The sequence below is a fragment of the Aeromicrobium sp. A1-2 genome (assembly GCF_003443875.1).
Classification (GTDB): Bacteria; Actinomycetota; Actinomycetes; order Propionibacteriales; family Nocardioidaceae; genus Aeromicrobium.
Window position 1 is genome coordinate 2517705 of the sequence record NZ_CP027482.1, and the last position, 15844, is coordinate 2533548.

Sequence of the window (15844 nt, forward strand, 5' to 3'; positions counted from 1 at the left end):
CCTGTGCGAATAGGCCCACGGCCGCCGCGACCATGACAATTCCGATCAGGGCTGGGTTCATGATGCGCTTCCCTCCAGGCTGAAGTTGGAGATGTCGAAGTCGACTCCGTACTCCTCGAACTTGTCGCTGAACCGTGGCCGCACCCCGGTGGGCTTCTGGATGCCGCGGAACTTGCCGTGCTCGTCGACACCCGCGGTGAAGTCGAACAAGAACGCGTCCTGCAGCACGACGACGTCGCCCTCCATGCCCAGGACCTCGGTCACGTGGGTGATGCGTCGGGTGCCGTCGCGCAGTCGCTGGATCTGGATGATCAGGTCGACCGCGGAAGCGATCTGCTCACGAATGGCCCGGAGGGGAAGGTCCATACCAGCCATGAGCACCAAGGTCTCCAGACGCGCGATGCAGTCGCGCGGCGCATTGGCGTGGAGCGTGCTGATCGAGCCGTCGTGGCCCGTGTTCATCGCCTGCAGCATGTCGAGCGCCTCACCGCTACGGCACTCACCGATCACGATGCGGTCGGGTCGCATGCGCAGCGAGTTGCGCACCAGATCGCGGATCGTGATCTCGCCGGAGCCTTCGATGTTGGGCGGGCGCGCCTCGAGCTGGACCACGTGGTCCTGCTGCAGCTTGAGCTCGATCGCATCCTCGATCGTCACGATCCGTTCGTCGCGAGGGATGAAGCTCGAGAGGACGTTGAGCAGGCTCGTCTTGCCGGTGCCAGTGCCGCCGCTGACCAGGATGTTGAGCCTGGACTGCACTGCAGCACGCAGGAGTTCGGCGATCTGCGGCGTCATCGAGCCGAACTCGATCAGGTCGTCCACCGTAAACGGGGTGGCGGAGAACTTGCGGATCGTCAGGGAAGAGCCGCGCACCGCAAGAGGCGGCACGACGGCATTCACGCGGGAGCCGTCCTGCAGGCGGGCATCCACCATGGGTGACGACTCGTCGATTCGACGTCCCACCCGGCCAACGATTCGTTCGATCGCGCGCCGCAGGTGCTGTTCCGAGGCGAAGCGCAAGGGGCTGAGGACGATCTTGCCGTCACGCTCCACGTAGATCGTGTCGTGACCGTTGACCATGATCTCGGTGACGCTCGGGTCCTCGAGCACCCGTTGCAGCGGACCCAGTCCCAGAGCGTCGTCCTCGATGTCCTGGATGAACCGCGCGCGTTCGTCGGAGGTCAGGAGGAGCTGCTCCTCCTCGATGATCGCGACGAGCTCTTCGCGCACGAACTCGTGCAGCTGCGTCTCCGTCAGCGAGGGGTCGTTGATGCGCGTACCGAGACGCTTGAACAGCTCCGTGACCGCGCGTCCCTTGACCGCGGCCAGAGCATCTGTGACGACGAGCTGCGGAGCGGATCCGGCGCTCGAGGATGAGCGGGGTACCGAATGCGGTTCTGCCTGCTGATCGATATGGGCCTGCAGCACGCTGCGATCGCGTGCCGTCGCCAGGCGGTCGGACAAGCTCATGTCAGGCCACGTCCAATCGCTTGTGGGTCGGCTGACCCGGAGAGTCGACCTGGTCCAGACGGGTGATCAGCGCGCGGATGGACTTGACGAACGGCCCGCCCTTCTTCTTGTTCAGCATCAACGGCGTGCCGTGGTTGGCCGCCAACTGCACGTCGTTCGACCGCGCGATGACGATGTCAACCGGCAGCCCGATCGCCGCCTCGACATCCTTGACCTTCATGCCCGACTGATTGCTCGCAAGATTGAGCGTCAGGACACGGGACGTCGGCAACAACCCGACCTGGCTGAGCAGCTCGACCGCCTTGCGGACACCGCGGACGCAGGCCACGTCCATCGTCGACACCATGACGACGTCATCGGTCACCTCGAGGGCAGCCAGCGTCGGCTCGGTCAGCCCGCCTGCTGTGTCGACGATGACGTACCGGAACTGCATCGACAGCTGGCTCAGCAGCCTGACGATCTGGGCTCCCGTCACCTCGTCGTTGGCAGCGGGAGACTCGGCCCCGCACAGGACGTGGAAGCCGGACGGATGAACCGTCAGCATGGTCTTGACGATGAGGTTGTCCGCCGAGGCATACGGCGTCAGCGCCTCCTCGATCGTGTGCGCCGGCACCAGGTCCAGCGTCGAGGCGACATCACCGAACTGCAGGTCCAGATCCACCAGGACGACTTCGGACGGGTGGTCCTCGGCCAGCCCGATCGCGAGGCTGGTCGAGATGCTGGTCTTCCCGACCCCGCCCTTGGGCGAGATGACCGTGATGGTCCTGCTCTCCTCGGGCGACTGCAGGGTCGGGGCGGTCGCGGACGCGGTGGCCTCGACGGACTTGAGCCGGTGCAGCTCGGCCCGCCGAACGACCTCGCGCAGCCTGTCGTCGGGCATGTCGGACGGCAGGACGTCGCGGAATCCCGACCGCATGGCTTCGACCACGGTGTCGAGCGGGACGTCGTCGACCAGGACGAGGTCGATCGAGGGGTAGACCTCATCGATCCGCCGGGCGATCTCGAAACCGATCTCGGTCGGCAGCGCCGCGCCGACGAAGATCAGGTCGGGCAGGCTCTGCGGGTCGAGGCTGCGCATCAGGTCGAAGCGCTCCGCCTCGATGGTCTCGCGCTTCAACGACACGACCTGGGTCCCCGGCAGCACGTTGACCCGAGCGACGAACTCGGCGGTGCCGGCCAGGATCAGCGCGCGGCTCATTTGCGCAGGTCCGGATCGGCGAGGACTCGTCCGCTGGACGTGTCGGTGTCGGAGTTCTGCAGGGTCAGCCACACAGTGCCCCACTTCTGGCCGTGGGCCAGGAGCTCGGCATCGCCGGACTTGAGTGCGAGCGTGATCATCGAGCCGGTGATCTTGCCGTCCTCACCCGCACCGACCGCCGTGCTCGACTTGGTCACGAGGACCTGGTCGAGCGTCGCGTTGGTGAAACGCTCCTTGCCACCATCTGGAGCGATCGTGATGATCACGCCGACCCGGTCTCCGGCCTTGACGGCACCCGCGACGGAGTGCTCCGCGTCGAGGGCGATCGAGATCTCCTGCAGGCCCTTCGGCACGACGTTGCTGGTCTTGACCTTGTCTCCCGGCGCGGACATGCGGGACGCGAGCAGGACCTCACCCTTCTGGATGCTGGCATTGGTCGAGCTGCCGGCGACATCGTCGAGGCTCGTGACGGCGCCTTCGGGCACTGCCTCGTCGGGCAGCTTGACGACCTCGGTCTTGCTCGCGAGATCTGTCGCGCTGGTGCTGGGCCCCACGGTGTCGGTCAGGCGTACGACGGCGACCAGCTTGGCCCCCTCGAATGCGCGGTCGTTGGCGCCTTGGGCCCAAACGACCAGGACCAGCACGCCCAGCAGGGCGAGCACTCCCGCAGAGACTGCGGCGATGACTCTCTTGTTCATGTCGATGGTTTCCCTTCATCGATTACGGATGGATGGACGGGTGGAGCTGCCGGTTCACTGAGTGAGCCGGATGTAGGAGGACCCGAACTCGTCGGGTAGCGGGCCGTACTCGAAGTCCGGATCCCGGGTGAAGGTCTTGGTGAAGTAGCCCTGCAGCCCGTTGCAGCTGATCGAGGCCGTCAGGTCGCTGCCGAGAATCGTGTTCACGATCTTGGTCCCGAGATTGAGGATCAGCTCGAGCAGGCTGACGGTCGACAGGAGCGCGTTCTTGAGGTTGTAGGACATGTCGATCGGGGCGCAGGCGACGCTCGAGTCGGTGTTTGCAGGGTTGCCCGGGAAGGTCCAGCCGGTGATGTGGAACGGGGCGAAGCCGACGATCTCCATGCCGAGTTTCGGCGGCACCTCGACACAGGTCGGGTTCGAACCCAGCAGGCTCGCGCAGGCCGAACCGACCTTGAGGCCGTATTCGCTCTGCAACGTCGAGTACGGCTTGAACACCGGAATGAGGATCGTCTTGCCGTGATCGACCGGTTTGCCGTTGCCGAACTTCGACGCACAGCCCGGGGGCCTGGTCGCGGCGCCCTGAAGCCCCCCGAGGAACGTGCTGAGCTCGTTGTCTGCGTGCAGCTCGCACTTCGAGGCGTCCCAGCCGAACAGTCCGTTGGTGATGCTGCTGACGACGGTCTCGCCCGTGATCCACACGACCCCCTTGAAGGTGCCGATCTGGCTGCCGTCCTCGTCGGCGCACTTGTCGACCGCCTTGGTGTCGAGGTAGTCGAGGAACCCCTCGCTGTCGAGCAGCCCACTGACCGAGGACGTGTCGAGCGGAGAGATCATGGTGCGCAGGCTCTGGAGCGTGTCGGTCCGGAGTGCGGTCTTGTGACTCGCCTCGTCGGGGCCGCCGGCGAACTGCGCATTGTTCTTCCACGTGCAGTAGGAGACACCGAGCGGCAGCGCGGGATAGCCCTCACGCGCGTGACCCGACCCGGCCGCGACCGCGGTGGCCGCGACCGGCCGCGACGCAACACCGATCGCGCCGAGCAGAGGCGTGGCGACGTCCTTGGTCACCGTGACCTCGACCCGACCCGTCGAGGCTGTGTGGCTTGCCGTGACGGTCCCGCCCTCGATGGACTGGGCCGCGATGGCCGCCGCCGAGGTCTGCAGCGCTGCGCATTCCGCCCCCGCAGGTGCTTTGGCACACGAGATCGCGAGCGTTCGCGCCGACAAGTCGGCCGCGTGCTGCGCCTGGTTGCGCTGATAGGCAACGTTGCCGACGTCGACGCTCAGGCCGAGCCCCCCCACAAGCACCACGAGAGCGAGGCCGAAGAAGATCGCCGCCACCCCACGATCGTCTCGGTCGGCCACCTCGAACCACCGCGAGCTGCTCATTTCGTGAGCTTCACGTAGTTGGCGCCGAAGTCTGGCGCACCGGATGAATACTGGAAATTCGGGTCCTTCGAGAACGACTTGGTGAAGTAGCCCTGCAGCCCGTTGCACGCCACGGAAGCCGTCAAGGTGCCCAGCCCCAGGAGGCTGGACAGCAGCGAAGTGACCACGCCGAGGATTTTCTCCAGGAAGGTGAAAGTCGCGTTCGCGATGTCGTACGGCTTGAGTGACAACGGTGACATGGCCGGGCAGCCCACCGAGCTGTCGGTGGCCGAGGGCGTGCCGGGAAAGGTCCAGCCGGTCACCTTGAACGGCGCATAGCCCACGACGCGGGCTCCGACCTTCGGCGGGACCTCTGCGCACGAGATCGAGCCGAGCTTGCTGCCCAGACCCGCGCACGCCGAGAGCTTGAAGCCGTACTTGTTCTGCGCCGTGGACTGCGGCTTGTAGACCGGCAGCAGGATGGTCTTGCCGATGTCGACCGGTTTGCCGGTCCCGAACTTGGAGGCGCAACCGGCCGGGAAGAACACCGCGCCTTCCACACCTCCGACGAATGTGTTCAGGTCATTGCTGACGAACAGCTTGCACAGGCTTGACTCCCAGCCGAACACCGTCGAGAGCAGTCCGGTCGCGACATGCTCACCCGTGAGCCAGACAGCACCTCGGAAATTGAGCAGCTGGGTGCCGTCCACATCGGTGCAGCTGTCGCCGTCCGAGGTTCCGAGGGCACTGAAGAGACCACCGAGCTCAAGCACACCGGCCAGGCTCTTGGTTGCCGGCATCAGCACGTTGCGGACGCTCTGGAGCGTGTCGGTGCGCAGTGCGACCTTGTTCGAGGCCTCAGACGGTGTGCCCGCGGCTGCGCTGTTGTTCTTCCAGGTGCAGTAGCCCACGCCGAGCGGCAACACCGGATAGCCCTCCGAGGGGTGGCCGGAGACCGACGAGGCGACAGCCTCCGCCGCCACGGCCTTCGAGGTGATCCCGATGGCGCTCAGCAGAGGCGTGCTGATGTCCTTCTCGATGCGGACCTTGATCTGGCCCGCCGCCGGCGTGGTCGCCACGACGGTCCCTCCGTCGAACGACTTCGCCGCAATCGTGACCGCAGAGGCCTGCAGCGCCGTGCACTCGGCCCCGCTCGGGGTCTGCGCGCAGGACCGGGCCAGGTCACGGGCCGCGTTGTCGACAGCATTCTGGGCTCGGTTGCGCTGGTAGGCGACATTGCCGACGTCGACGCTGAGTCCGAGTCCGGCGATCAGGACCGTGATGGACAGTCCGAAGAAGATTGCGCTCACGCCCCGGTCGTCCCGGGGGCGATCGAGGCGCCGGCTCAGGCTTCGCATCGCGCGATCGCCTTGCCTTTGATCGTGTAGTTGCCGAACAGTCCGCTCGGCGACGTCCGCGGCGAGGTGATCGTGATGGTCACCTGGTTGTTCGCCGAACTGGTGCACAAGGTGCTCGGCGACACCGACACCGTGTAGCTGGCCGTGTCCGAACCCTTCAAACCGTTGACGACCGTGGTCGCCGACTTGGTCGGATCAATTGATAGGTCCCGCGCGGTCAAGTACGCCCAGTGCGTCACCTGGTTCTGCTGCGTGTAACGGGTTCCACCTTCGACGACGCCGAAGAGGACCGCCAGCAGAAGCGGGACGATCAGTGCGAACTCGACAGCCGCGACACCACGTTCCCGTGATGCGTACATGTGCTCCCACCCATGTCAGCGATGCTGCGAGAGGTCCACTCCCATAGACCTTGGTACCGGGTCGGGGCGGGACCGCTGTGCGATCCCACCCCGACTCGGGCGACCCCCCACCGCCGGAGCGGCCGAGGTCCGAAGGGCTCAGGTGAAGCTGACGCCTGTGACGAAGGTCGTGATCTTCGGTCCGAAGGCAGCGACGGCTGCGACGACGATCAGCGAGACCAGGCCGACGACGAGCGCGTACTCGACGGCGGTCGCGCCCTTCTCGTTGCGCTTGTCGCTGGCGATGACGGTCATGACGTACGCGATTGCGTGGTTGAACATGAGTTACTCCCTCAGTATTTTTTTCCCGCCACCGGCCGGTGGCGCTCCCTAGGAAAAAACATAGAGGTAAAACCGTAACCTTTTCGTGGAAGTCCGAACCATCTTTTCTAGTCCGAAATGACTACTCGAGACTCGGGCGCGCCCCTCGGTGCCACCGGTTCAGCCGTTCAGAAGGGTGCCGACCGCACTGACCACGGTGCCGGCCCAGGTCGTGAATCCGCCGCCCAGAGTGATTGCCGCCCCGACCATCGCGAGGCTCACCAAACCGATGATCAAGGCGTACTCGACGCCGGTGGCCCCGGTCTCGTCCGTGGCCGTCTGCCCGAATTTTTTCATGTTTGCTCCCTCGGTTCTCCCGCAACGACAGTAGGCGCCCGACAGCCACCGGGTCACCCGAATGGCGATAGCCAGGCTCGCGCGCGACCCGCGGTCGGGGCTTTGCGAAAGACCCGTCCCACTGTCGTGGCGCCCAGACCCACCCCGAAAGCCAGACCGGGAACCAGCAGGGCGCCGATCAGCATTCCCCAGTAGAAGTTGTCCGCACGACCGACAAAGCAGAAGAGTGCAACGTACGCGAGCAGGACGACGCTGACGCGATCGAACAGCTCTCCGGCCCGACTGATCCAGCCAAGCAGCGCCAGCGGGACCACCACCGCCGCGACAGCGTGGGGCAGAACAGTCAGGAGCGATCCACCCCAGAAGGCGTCGACGACCCTCGGCCATCCCCCCAGCGCGAGCCAGCCCGGTGACTCCAGGCCCCCTGGGCCGGCCAGCTGGTGGACCTCCCAGGCGTGCCAGCCGTAGAAGCACGAGAAGACCGTCAGCCCCGCGATCCACCACCACGCCTCGCGGCGTTCCCGCTCGCGAATCGCCATCACCAGCATGACTGCCATGACAGGTGCGACCAGCTCCCTGATGAGTCCTGCTGCCAACAGCAGGGCCACTGCTGGCAGGACCCTGCCGTGTCCGCGGACCATCACACCGAGGTAGACCAGCAGGGCGGCCCAGACGTCATGCTGCTCGACTGACGCGGGCCGACACAGCACGCCGATCCCGGCCGCGGCCATGACGGTCGCGCCGATCCAGGATCGGCGACTGCGCTCGGACAGCTCGAAGGTGCGTATCGACAGGATCAGCGCGAGCCCGGCCAGTCCGAGCATCGTCACGACCGCGGCCGGACGACCGACGGACGAGATGAACCAGGCCAACGTCGGCTCCCGCACAGCCATGACCGGAGCCGTGGGATACCTCCCGGCGGGATGTTCGATCGCCACGGCGCCGTAGTAGCTTTCGCCGCTGTCCATCCGCTGCACGATCGCCTGGTAGAGCGCAAGGTCGGTGTGATCATCGCCCGGGGATGCCGCGCGCTGGACGACTGCCGAGCCGGCCAGCGCTCCCCAGACGGCCAGGAGCGCAACCAGGGCGAATGCGAGCACCAGGAGGCGGGGCCGACCCGCGAACCGCGGAGTCCAGGCCAGGGAGGTCGACGGCACTCGAGGATTGTTCCCCGCCGTGGGGTCAGGCCGCGCGGCGACCCGTCAGGACTGCGCCTCGGGCTCGAACAGGTCCATGCCGACGAGCACGACCTCCCTGGGGCTCACGCAGGTCTGCAGGACGATATCGGTGCGCGGCAGGTCACGGACCCTGGAGTGCCCGCGGATCCCGTGGTCAATCTCCCTGACAACATAGGTCCCCGACTCGACGCCGTCACCGAAGAGTGCAATGGCATCGCCCGGCTCGAGCTCGGGCATCCAGTCCAGGCCGCCGCAGTAGTCATGCTCCGCGACCAGAATCGGCCAAGCACCGCCCAGGTCGACCGAGACCGGACCGCGGCAGAAGTCCAGCATGAACTCGGACCGGTTGAGCGTCGTGGTCGCCCAGATCGTGCGAGTGAACTTCGGGGGCGGAGGCTCCGACGCGCGTGTCACGATCTCCAGAGTCGTGGTCTGCAGCGTGGTCGCCTGCCCTGTCGTCGGCGTCGGTGAGACGCTGACATCGAGGACCAGAACTGCGCCGAGCAGCATCACACCAGCGGCCAGAAGCACCACCGCCCCTCTGTTCACAGCTGCCTCCTCACGCCCGGGCCATCAGTCTACGAGCCTCCGTGGACGTCGAGAACTCCGAAAATCCCTCGTCGGAACGTGAGACGGTATGGCTGGTTCGGACATCTGTAGGCAGGACGTCCTAGCCACAGCCACAGATCGGAGCGCCGGGTGACGACCATCGACGACTTCCCGCAGGCCGGAGACCGTGAGCTCCTGGCGCTGGCTGCGGCAGGTGACCGGGCCGCCTTCGGCCAGCTCTACGACCGGCACGTCCGCCCCGTCTACTGGCAGGCCTACGCCGTGATAGGCGACGCCGATCAAGCGCAGGACGTCACGCAGGACGTGTTCGTCACGACGTGGAACAAGATCCGTCGCATCTCGGTCGTCGATGAGTCGGTGCTCCCGTGGCTCCTGGTCACGGCCCGATTCACCGCGCTCAACGCCCGCCGCCGTAAGCAGAAGTCACGGGCCAGCCGCCTGGACCTCGACCTGCCGGACGAGGCCACCGTCGAGACCGAGTTCGAGGCTGCGCAGGTGCGCACCGAGATCGACAAGGCCGTCGCCGCCCTGTCCCCCACCGACCGCCGGCTGTACGAGCTGTGCGTCGCCGGGGACCACACGTACGAGCTGGCAGCCCGCGAGCTCGGGGTCAGCCACGCCGTCGTCCGCAACCGGCTCTCCCGGCTCCGCACCCGGCTGCGGGCCGACCTCCGATCCATGAGGGAGACATCATGACCACGCCCACGCTCCACGACGACCGGATCGCCGCGATGCGCGGCTCCGTCATGCACTCGGTCGACCAGGACATCGGACGGCGCGGTCGCCGGACCCGCCGGACGATCGGCCTGGCCGCGGCCGGCGTCCTGGTGGTCGGCACCGCCGGCATCGGTGTCGGGCTGCTGGATGCCGGTGGCGGCTCGAGCAGCGACTCGAGCAGCAGCCAGGCGGGCGGCTCGAGGGCACTCGAGGGCGCGGCTGCTCCGCAGGACAGCGCCGACACCGCGAGCAAGGCGGCCGCACCCGAGGACGACCGCGAGGTCGTCACGACGGGCCAGATCACCGTGACGGTCAAGCAGCCGCGCGCGGTGGCGCAGCAGATCAGCGCCTACGTCGAGACGCTCGGCGGACGGGTCGACAACCGTTCGGAGAACGGTTCCGGCGGCGATGCCTCGGCCGTCCTCACGGTCCGGGTCCCGAGCAGCGAGGTGACCTCGACGATCGAGCGGCTCTCGACGTACGGCTCGGTCGAGAACGTCTCGCTGCAGAACGACGACGTGACAGGTCAGGCGAGGGACCTCGACGCGCGGATCGATGCGCTGCAGCTCTCGATCGACCGGCTCGGACAGATCATGTCCAAGGCCGAGAGCAGCAGCGAGCTGATCAAGGCCGAGGCTGCGCTGACACAGCGTCAGGCAGAAATCGAGAGCCTGAAGGCCCAGCGCAAGGGGATTGCCGACCAGGTGTCCCTCTCGACGCTGTCGATCGAGCTGTTCCAGGCCGACCGCCCGGACTCGGTCGAGCCCGGCGGCTTCACGGGCGGCCTGACCGACGGCTGGAACGCTCTGGTCTCGACCGTCAACCGCATCGTCGAGGTCGCCGGTGTCCTGCTGCCGTGGGCCGCGATCTCGGCGCTGCTGTACGGCGCCTACCGCCTGGTGGCACGCCGCCGAGGCCGGAGCTAGGCGATCGACCCTCCCGCCTCGGAGGGCTGCCGCATGGCGCGCCGGACTGACAAGATGGCGATCGTGAGCACATCAGACTCGGCGAGCTGGGCAGACGGCACCGCGGCACCCTTCTGGCTGGACACTCCCGACCGTCCGGCCGCTCGGCCGCCGCTGGACGGCGAGGTCCGCACCAACCTGGCAGTGGTGGGCGGCGGTTTCACGGGACTGTGGACCGCGCTGATGGCCAAGGAGCGTGAACCGGTCCGCGACGTCGTGCTGATCGAGGCGCGCCGGATCGCCGAGGAGGCCACGGGACGCAATGGCGGCTTCTGCTCCGCGAGCCTGACCCACGGCGAGGCCAACGGTCGTGAGCGTTGGCCCGACGAGTACGACCAGCTGCACCGACTGGGTCTGGAGAACCTCGACGAGATCGAGGCCACGATCAGGCGCCACGGCATCGACTGCGACTTCAACCGGACCGGAGAGCTCACCGTCGCGACCAGGCCCCATGAGCTCGCCGACTTCGACCCCGGCGATCCGGACTTCCTCGACGCCGAGGCGATTCGGGGCGAGCTCGACTCGCCGACGTACCTCGGTGGCACGTGGGACCGCGAGGGCACCGCAATGCTCGATCCGGCCCGTCTCGCCTGGGGTCTGGCCGCAGCGGCCGAGGCGGCCGGAGTGCGGATCGTCGAGCAGACCCCCGTGACGCGTCTGCAGAGCCGAGGCGGACGAGTCGTCCTGACCACCGCGACCGGCACCGTCGTCGCCGACCGGGTCGCGCTCGCGACCAACGCGTTTCCCCCACTGCTGCGGCGGCTGCGCCTGCACACCGTGCCGGTGTGGGACTACGTGCTGATGTCCGCGCCACTTACCGACGACCAGCTCGCCTCAATCGGTTGGCAAGGCCGGCAGGGCGTCGCGGACTCGGGCAACCAGTTCCACTACTACCGGCTGACCGCGGACAACCGGATCCTGTGGGGCGGCTTCGACGCCGTCCACCACTTCGGCCGCACGATCTCCGAAGGTCACCGCGATCGGCCGCAGACATACGCAGCGCTCGCGACCAACTTCTTCACGACCTTTCCCCAGCTCGCCGGGCTGCGGTTCACGCACCACTGGGGCGGCGTGATCGACACCTGCACGCGCTTCTGCGCCTTCTTCGGGACGGCCCACGCCGGACGGGTCGCGTACGCGACCGGCTACACGGGCCTGGGCGTGGGCGCCTCCCGCTTCGGGGCCAACGTCATGCTCGACCTGCTGTCCGGTCAGGAGACCGAGCGGACCCGGCTGGAGATGGTCCGCACCAGGCCGCTGCCGTTCCCTCCCGAGCCATTCGCCTGGATCGGGATCGCCATCACGACCTGGTCGCTCAAGCGCGCCGACCGCCGGGGCCGTCGCAATCTCTGGCTGCGGGTCCTGGACCGCTTCGGGCTGGGCTTCGACTCCTGAGAAGGAGACCATCGATCGCTGGGAAGAGCGCACGAGACGTGGCACGATCGGGCGCGTGAGCATGCCGAAGCCTGACAACTCGTCGCCCGCGCAGCACGTTGCCGACACCCACGACGTGATCCGCGTGCAGGGTGCCCGGGTCAACAACCTCAAGGACATCAGCCTCGCGATCCCCAAGCGCCGGCTGACGGTGTTCACCGGAGTCTCGGGCTCGGGCAAGAGTTCCCTGGTGTTCGGCACGATCGCTGCGGAGTCGCAGCGGATGATCAACGAGACGTACAGCGCCTTCGTGCAGGGATTCATGCCCACGCTGGCCCGTCCGGATGTCGACGTGCTGGAAGGGCTGACGACCGCGATCATCGTCGACCAGGAGCGGATGGGCGCCAATCCGCGCTCCACAGTCGGCACCGCGACCGACGCCAATGCGATGCTGCGCATCCTGTTCAGCCGGCTCGGCGCTCCGCACATCGGCTCACCCCAGGCGTTCTCCTTCAACGTCGCCTCGATCAGCGGCGCTGGCGCCGTCACGCTGGAGAAGGGCGGCCGCACGACGAAGGAACGGCGCAGCTTCAGCATCCTCGGGGGCATGTGTTCTCGCTGCGAAGGGCGGGGAGCAGTCAGCGACATCGACCTGACCGCGCTGTACGACGACACCAAGTCGCTCAACGACGGGGCGCTGACGATTCCCGGCTACAGCATGGACGGCTGGTATGGCCGGATCTTCGGCGGCTGCGGCTTCTTCGATCCTGACAAGCCCATCGCGAAGTTCACCAAGCGGGAGCTCGACGACCTCCTGCACAAGGAGCCGACCAAGATCAAGGTCGACGGCATCAACCTGACGTACGAAGGACTGATCCCGAAGATTCAGAAGTCGATGCTCTCCAAGGACGTCGACGCCATGCAGCCGCACATCCGCGCGTTCGTGGAGCGAGCGGTCACCTTCGCGACCTGCCCGGAGTGCGACGGCACGCGGCTCAGCAAGGAGGCGCGTTCCTCCAGGATCAAGGGCATCCATATCGGCGACGCCTGCGCGATGCAGATCAGCGATCTCGCCGCGTGGGTCGCCGGGCTGGAGGAGCCATCGGTCGCTCCCCTGCTCGAGGCGTTGCAGGAGACCCTCGACTCGTTCGTGCAGATCGGCCTGGGCTATCTGTCCCTCGACCGGTCCGCCGGGACGCTCTCGGGCGGAGAGGCGCAGCGCACCAAGATGATCCGTCACCGCGGCTCGTCGCTCACCGACGTCACGTACGTCTTCGACGAGCCGACGATCGGCCTGCACCCGCACGACATCCAGCGGATGAACGCCCTGCTGCTGCAGCTGCGGGACAAGGGCAACACCGTGCTGGTCGTGGAGCACAAACCCGAGACCATCGTGATCGCGGATCACGTCGTCGATCTCGGGCCCCGGGCCGGCGCCGAGGGTGGCAAGGTGATGTTCGAGGGGACAGTCGACGGGCTCCGCCACAGCGACACCATCACGGGACACCACCTCGACGACCGGGCGAAACTCAAGGACAAGGTTCGGGGCTCGACGCGGATCCTGGAAATCCGCGGCGCCGACACCCACAACCTCAAGCGCGTCGACGTCGACATACCCCTGGGGGTGCTGGTCGTCCTCACGGGTGTGGCCGGCTCGGGCAAGAGCTCGCTGATCCACGGCTCGGTGTCGGGACGCGAGGGCGTCGTCACGATCGACCAAGGGGCGATCCGCGGCTCACGGCGTAGCAATCCGGCGACGTACACAGGCCTCCTCGACCCGATCCGCAAGGCGTTCGCGAAGCACAACGGGGTCAAGGCGGCTCTGTTCAGCGCCAACTCCGAGGGCGCCTGCCCCAACTGCAACGGCGCTGGGGTCATCTACACCGACCTCGCGATGATGGCGGGAGTCGCAGCCCCCTGCGAGGTGTGCGAGGGCAAACGGTTCATGGCCGAGGTCCTCGACCACCGGTTCGGCGGCAAGGACATCAACCAGGTGCTGGCGATGCCGGTGGCCGAGGCGGCGACGTTCTTCGCCGACGGCGACGCGAAGCTCCCGGCCGCGCACAAGATCCTCGAGCGGCTCGCCGACGTCGGGCTCGGCTACCTCACGATCGGCCAGCCCCTGACGACACTGTCCGGTGGTGAACGGCAGCGAATCAAGCTCGCGACGCACCTGGGCGAGAAGGGCGGCGTCTACGTGCTCGACGAGCCGACCGCCGGACTCCACCTCGCCGACGTCGAGCGGCTGCTCGGGCTGCTCGACCGCCTCGTCGATGCCGGCAAGTCGGTCATCGTCGTCGAGCACCACCAGGCGGTCATGGCGCACGCCGACTGGATCATCGACCTCGGGCCGGGAGCCGGCCACGACGGCGGCCAGGTCGTGTTCGAGGGCACCCCGGCCGCGCTCATCGCAGCCGGGTCAACGCTCACGGGCCAGCACCTCGCGACCTACGTCGACCGCGAGCTGGGCAGCGCGACTGCGTCCTAGCGCCGGTCCACGGAGTTGACCATCCACGCCACTCCGTACGGGTCGACGAGCATCCCGAAGACGTCGCCCCACGGCGCCAGCTCGAAGGGCATCGAGACTGCGCCCCCGGCGGAGAGTCCCTCGAAGTAGCCGCGCAGCTCGGCCTCATCGTCGCCGGACAACGAGATCGAGACGTTGCCGTTGGGCGGCAGGTCCATGCTGTTGGGCAAGTCGGCCGCCATCAGCACCAGCCCGCCGGGCACCTCGAGCTGGGCATGCATGATCTTGTGCGCCTCGTCGGGCCCTGTGCCCATGTCGAGCTCTGCGAAGGTCGTGCGGGTCAGCTCGCCGCCCAGCACGGACTGGTAGAACTCCATCGCGGGTCCGGCCGTGTCACGGAAGCTGATGTAGGGGTTGAGCTGGTTCGCCATGATGTCTCCTCGGGTCGTGGTCCTGTCCCGAGGATCCACCAGCGCAGGGACAAAATCGAGACTCAGGCCTCGACGATCTCCCGCAGGAGGCGGTCCGACTCGAGCAGCGCCTCCCGGTCGTACGTCGAGGTGGACGCGAGCAGCTCATCGGCACCCGTCCGCTCGGCCAGCTGCTCGAGCGCTCGCTGCACGGTTCGGTGGCTGCCCGCGATCGCACTGTCGAGGGAGGCCGCGATGCGAGCCCGTGCCTGGGTCGTCCACGCCTGCCCCCGGATGTCCTCGGGAGACTCCAGCGGCGGGAACTCTCCGGTCTGTCGCGACCGCGCCATCGCCCAGGCCTCCGGCAGCGCCAGCTCCCGTGCCGCGTCGTCGGTCTCGGCGACGGTCGCGTCCAGGGAGACCATGACGTACGGCTCGGCGACGCCTAGGCTCGGCCGGAAGTTTCGGCGGTATGTCTGCAGCAGGCCTCCCACCGCCGGATCGGCCAGGATCGGGCCGCCGATCACGACGGGAAGTCCCAGCCGAGCCGCAATCGCCGAGCCGCGCCGGGTCGCAAGGACGTACATCGGGATGCGCCCCTTCGACCGTGGTCGGGCGGTCACGGCGGCGTCGCCGTCAAGATGGGCCCGCAGGTCGCTCAGGTCGTGCTCGAAGGTGTCTCGTCTGTCGTCGTGCAACGCCTCGCGGACCGGCGCGGTGAACCCCAATGACCGGCCCAGCCCGAGGTCGATTCGGCCCGGATGGAGGGCCGCCAGCATCAGAAACTGTTCGGCCACGACCAGTGGTTGGTGGTGCGGGAGCATGACGCCGCCCGAGCCGAGCCTGATTCGGTCTGTGACTGCGCCGATCGCCGCCAGCAGCACGGCTGGCGAGCCACTCGCGATGCCCGGCACGGCATGGTGCTCGGCGACCCAGAAGCGGTCGTAGCCGAGCTGTTCGGCCCTGACCGCCCGGTCGACCGAATCCGTCAGCCCGTCCGCGTCGGGGTGCCCGGCGCGCGTGCGCGAGCGGTCCAGGATCGAGAGCCTCACACG

The 15844-nt window shown here is 67.5% G+C and carries 16 protein-coding genes; 4 read left to right on the top strand and 12 right to left on the bottom strand.

Translation table 11 applies throughout. From position 1 onward, the window contains the following. Positions 1 to 57: 57 nt before the first annotated feature. From C6I20_RS12270 to C6I20_RS12315, 10 genes are all read right to left on the bottom strand, one after another. The gene (locus C6I20_RS12270; protein ID WP_118396247.1) at positions 58 to 1470 is read right to left on the bottom strand and encodes a CpaF family protein; all 1413 of its coding nucleotides are present in this window, start codon (positions 1468 to 1470) and stop codon (positions 58 to 60) included. 1 nt (position 1471) lies between these two features. Then, a complete protein-coding gene (locus tag C6I20_RS12275) occupies positions 1472 to 2668 on the bottom strand; it encodes an AAA family ATPase (protein ID WP_118396249.1) in 1197 nt (398 codons plus the stop codon). Beyond that, on the bottom strand, positions 2665 to 3366 hold the full coding sequence (cpaB, locus tag C6I20_RS12280) for a Flp pilus assembly protein CpaB (protein ID WP_118396251.1): 702 nt from the start codon (positions 3364 to 3366) through the stop codon (positions 2665 to 2667). Before cpaB ends, C6I20_RS12275 begins: the two co-directional genes overlap by 4 nt. 54 nt (positions 3367 to 3420) lie before the next feature. After that, entirely contained in the window at positions 3421 to 4755 is a 1335-nt protein-coding gene (locus C6I20_RS12285) for a pilus assembly protein TadG-related protein (RefSeq protein WP_118396253.1), read from the bottom strand. Continuing rightward, complete coding sequence (locus C6I20_RS12290; protein ID WP_162891305.1) at positions 4752 to 6044, bottom strand: TadE/TadG family type IV pilus assembly protein; 1293 nt, start codon at positions 6042 to 6044, stop codon at positions 4752 to 4754. Before C6I20_RS12290 ends, C6I20_RS12285 begins: the two co-directional genes overlap by 4 nt. Before the next feature lie 35 nt (positions 6045 to 6079). Continuing rightward, positions 6080 to 6451, bottom strand: coding sequence for a TadE/TadG family type IV pilus assembly protein (locus tag C6I20_RS12295; RefSeq protein ID WP_118396257.1), 372 nt, complete (start codon positions 6449 to 6451; stop codon positions 6080 to 6082). A 138-nt stretch (positions 6452 to 6589) separates the two neighbouring features. Continuing rightward, on the bottom strand, positions 6590 to 6772 hold the full coding sequence (locus C6I20_RS12300) for a Flp family type IVb pilin (RefSeq protein WP_118396259.1): 183 nt from the start codon (positions 6770 to 6772) through the stop codon (positions 6590 to 6592). Between the two features lie 159 nt (positions 6773 to 6931). Then, the gene (locus tag C6I20_RS12305) at positions 6932 to 7108 is read right to left on the bottom strand and encodes a Flp family type IVb pilin (RefSeq protein WP_118396261.1); all 177 of its coding nucleotides are present in this window, start codon (positions 7106 to 7108) and stop codon (positions 6932 to 6934) included. A gap of 53 nt (positions 7109 to 7161) precedes the next feature. After that, on the bottom strand, positions 7162 to 8265 hold the full coding sequence (locus C6I20_RS12310) for a hypothetical protein (protein ID WP_118396263.1): 1104 nt from the start codon (positions 8263 to 8265) through the stop codon (positions 7162 to 7164). A 45-nt stretch (positions 8266 to 8310) separates the two neighbouring features. Beyond that, positions 8311 to 8835: a hypothetical protein gene (locus tag C6I20_RS12315; protein ID WP_162891306.1), complete on the bottom strand. Its 525-nt coding sequence runs from the start codon at positions 8833 to 8835 to the stop codon at positions 8311 to 8313. 150 nt (positions 8836 to 8985) lie between these two features. Between C6I20_RS12315 and C6I20_RS12320 the strand changes: the two genes are divergently transcribed. From C6I20_RS12320 to C6I20_RS12335, 4 genes are all read left to right on the top strand, one after another. After that, positions 8986 to 9552: an RNA polymerase sigma factor gene (locus tag C6I20_RS12320; protein WP_118396267.1), complete on the top strand. Its 567-nt coding sequence runs from the start codon at positions 8986 to 8988 to the stop codon at positions 9550 to 9552. Next, complete coding sequence (locus tag C6I20_RS12325) at positions 9549 to 10499, top strand: DUF4349 domain-containing protein (RefSeq protein WP_118396269.1); 951 nt, start codon at positions 9549 to 9551, stop codon at positions 10497 to 10499. The genes C6I20_RS12320 and C6I20_RS12325 overlap by 4 nt, the downstream gene beginning before the upstream one ends. Positions 10500 to 10553: 54 nt before the next feature. Continuing rightward, positions 10554 to 11933, top strand: coding sequence for an FAD-binding oxidoreductase (locus C6I20_RS12330; protein WP_118398886.1), 1380 nt, complete (start codon positions 10554 to 10556; stop codon positions 11931 to 11933). A 61-nt stretch (positions 11934 to 11994) separates the two neighbouring features. Further along, positions 11995 to 14400: an excinuclease ABC subunit UvrA gene (locus tag C6I20_RS12335; protein WP_118398888.1), complete on the top strand. Its 2406-nt coding sequence runs from the start codon at positions 11995 to 11997 to the stop codon at positions 14398 to 14400. Here the strand turns inward: C6I20_RS12335 and C6I20_RS12340 are convergent. Further along, positions 14397 to 14810, bottom strand: a complete 414-nt coding sequence (locus C6I20_RS12340; protein WP_118396271.1) for a VOC family protein — start codon at positions 14808 to 14810, stop codon at positions 14397 to 14399. The two genes, C6I20_RS12335 and C6I20_RS12340, sit on opposite strands and share 4 nt — an antisense overlap. Positions 14811 to 14872: 62 nt before the next feature. After that, positions 14873 to 15841, bottom strand: a complete 969-nt coding sequence (locus C6I20_RS12345; RefSeq protein WP_118396273.1) for an LLM class flavin-dependent oxidoreductase — start codon at positions 15839 to 15841, stop codon at positions 14873 to 14875. Between the last annotated feature and the right edge of the window lie 3 nt (positions 15842 to 15844).